Source organism: Falsiroseomonas sp. RANM36 (genome assembly GCF_056682175.1).
Genome location: NZ_JBWXTD010000003.1, coordinates 660,545 through 662,646 on the forward strand (window position 1 = coordinate 660,545; position 2,102 = coordinate 662,646).

At 75.4% G+C, this 2,102-nt stretch carries 3 protein-coding genes; all 3 read right to left on the reverse strand.

The window, feature by feature from the left end; translation table 11 throughout:
• Positions 1 to 150: 150 nt before the first annotated feature.
• Positions 151 to 630 carry a flagellar biosynthesis repressor FlbT gene (locus AC1MIR_RS07950; RefSeq protein WP_480027637.1) on the reverse strand — a complete coding sequence of 160 codons (480 nt, stop codon included), beginning with the start codon at positions 628 to 630 and terminating at the stop codon, positions 151 to 153.
• 198 nt (positions 631 to 828) lie between these two features.
• On the reverse strand, positions 829 to 1,869 hold the full coding sequence (locus AC1MIR_RS07955) for a flagellin (RefSeq protein ID WP_480027638.1): 1,041 nt from the start codon (positions 1,867 to 1,869) through the stop codon (positions 829 to 831).
• A 22-nt stretch (positions 1,870 to 1,891) separates the two neighbouring features.
• Positions 1,892 to 2,102, reverse strand: a 211-nt coding sequence (locus tag AC1MIR_RS07960) for a flagellar basal body rod C-terminal domain-containing protein (protein ID WP_480027639.1), incomplete at its 5' end; no start/stop codon positions are given.

Here is a 2,102-nt window from a genome sequence, read left to right on the forward strand (position 1 = left end):
GCCGGGTGCCGGGGTGGGGCCGGGGGGCTGGCCGCCGGGGGGGGGGGGGGGGGGGCCCCGGCCCCCCCCGGGAGGCGGCGCCCGGCGCGGCGCCGCGGAGTCATCCTGCCTTCGCGCGGTGAAGGAAGCGTGAAGGCAGGGCGGAAAACCTCATTGCGCCGCGTGGTGCAGCGCCGGCCCGGGCATCGCGGGTGCGCCCGCGGCCAGGCCCGGCGGCAGCGCCAGGCCAGTCTGCGGGTCGAGCCCCAGAACCGTCGCCTCGTGGCGCATCACATGGCGCACCAGGCGCAGCGCCTGGTACCATTCGTCCTGCTCGGCCAGCGCCAGCGCGCGCTCCAGCAGCTGGCGCGCCATGTTGGAGGTCGTCGCCTCCTGGAATTCGGCGACCAGGCGGTGCGCGTCGGCCATCGCCGGCTCGCGTTCCTCCTCCGGCCCGACATAGGCGCATTGCAGCGCGAAGTAGATGCGCCGCGCCGGCGTGTTCGCCGCCTCCGGCGACATCACCTGCTTGCCGAACAGGAAGCGCGCCCGCGCCACCAGCTCCACCCGCGTGCGGCTGCGGAAGCGCAGCGAGGCGCCGTTGACGACCAGCAGGTCGCCCGCCCGCAATTCGAGCACCAGTGTGGACATGCCACTCTCCCAACCTGTCGGCGGGGCAGCGGGGGGAAGCCGCCCTGCCGGCAGCCGGCCTTTGCCGGCGACTGCGCGATCTTCGCCGCCACGCGGAACCGCCGCGTGCCCGATCCTCGGGAGATGCCGCGGCGCACAGTCTCGCCGCGATGCACGGCACATCCTGCACCGCGGCGGCTTAACCGGTGCTGAAGGCCGTCAGCGCAACAGCGCGGCGAGCGAGAGCCGCGCCAGCGTCGCCGTCGCCTCGTAGGAGGCCTGCAGCCTCAGCTCCGTCTGGCGAAGCGCCGCGGAGACGGCGGCGAGGTCCACCTCCTCGATCCCGCCGAGCTGTCCGCGCAGCGCGACCAGCAGGGTCTCGTGCCGCTCCCTCCCCTGCTCCACCCGCTGCTCCGCCGCGCCGAGCGCGCTGCGCTCCTGCGCGAGCCCGCGCGTCGCGCCCGAGAGGCCGCCCGCAACGCCGGCCAGCAGCGCGTCGTAGCCGCCGACCTGCGCGGCGGAGGCCGGGGTGAGCGCGGCGAGCGTCGCCAGGCCGCGCAGCAGTTCCCGCCCCCAGGACGCGCCGACGGCGCCGGCCTGGTCCTGGCTGGCCAGCACGCCCCATTCCACGCGCTCCCCGTCCGCGAGCTGCAGCGCACGGCGCGGCTCGGTCAGCGCGGGGCCTTCCAGATGCGCGCTGAAGGGGCGGGTCAGCGGGTCGCTTGCGATCAGCGCTGTGTCGGCCAGCACGGCGGCGGCGTTCCCGGGCGTGAGCGTCGCGACCGAGGCGGCGATGGCGGTGGCCATCGCGCCGGTCGCGATCGCCGCATCGTCCGGCACCGGGATGCCGCCGAGGTCGGTGCCCGAGAAGAGATAGTCGCCGTCATGGCGCGTGTTGAGCAGGCCCGCGGCTTCCTCCAGCACCGATCGCGCCCGGCGCGCCAGCGTCTCGACGCCCGAAGTGCCGAAGGTGCGCGCGCGCTGCGCTTCCGCCGTCATCTCCGAGGCGATGCCTTCCAGCCGGGCCAGCACCTCCTGCGTCATGTCCATCCGCGCCAGCGCGGTGTCGGCGGCGCCGACATAGGCCTCGCGCCGCGCGATCTCGCCGCGCAGGCTGATCGCGCGGCGCGCCTCCGTGCCCAGGTCGCCATGCGCCTGGCCGACGAAGCCGGTGGCGACCTGACGGGTCATCACCCCCAGCTCTTGCCGCAGCCGGATCTGGTCGAGCGCCATGCCGCCCAAGGTCGTGATCATCGCCATGGATGGATCTCCCCCGCCCGGATCACCGCACCGACCCGAGCAGCGCGTCCCACATCGCCTGCACCGTGGCGATCACGCGCGCATTGATGGTGTAGGCGTTCTGCAGCTCCACCATCGCCGCCACCTCGCGGTCCACATCCACGCCGGAGCGCTGCTGCATGCGCGCGCCCAGCAGCTCGCCCATCGCCCCCGCACGCTCGCGCGCGGCCGCGGCCGCGGCCCGCGCGCCGGAC

What these genes read in the sequence shown, in the direction of transcription:
- AC1MIR_RS07950 (WP_480027637.1), bottom strand. Translation starts at nt 630, where the DNA reads ATGTCCACACTGGTGCTCGAATTGCGGGCGGGCGACCTGCTGGTCGTC.
- AC1MIR_RS07955 (WP_480027638.1), bottom strand. Translation starts at nt 1,869, where the DNA reads ATGGCGATGATCACGACCTTGGGCGGCATGGCGCTCGACCAGATCCGG.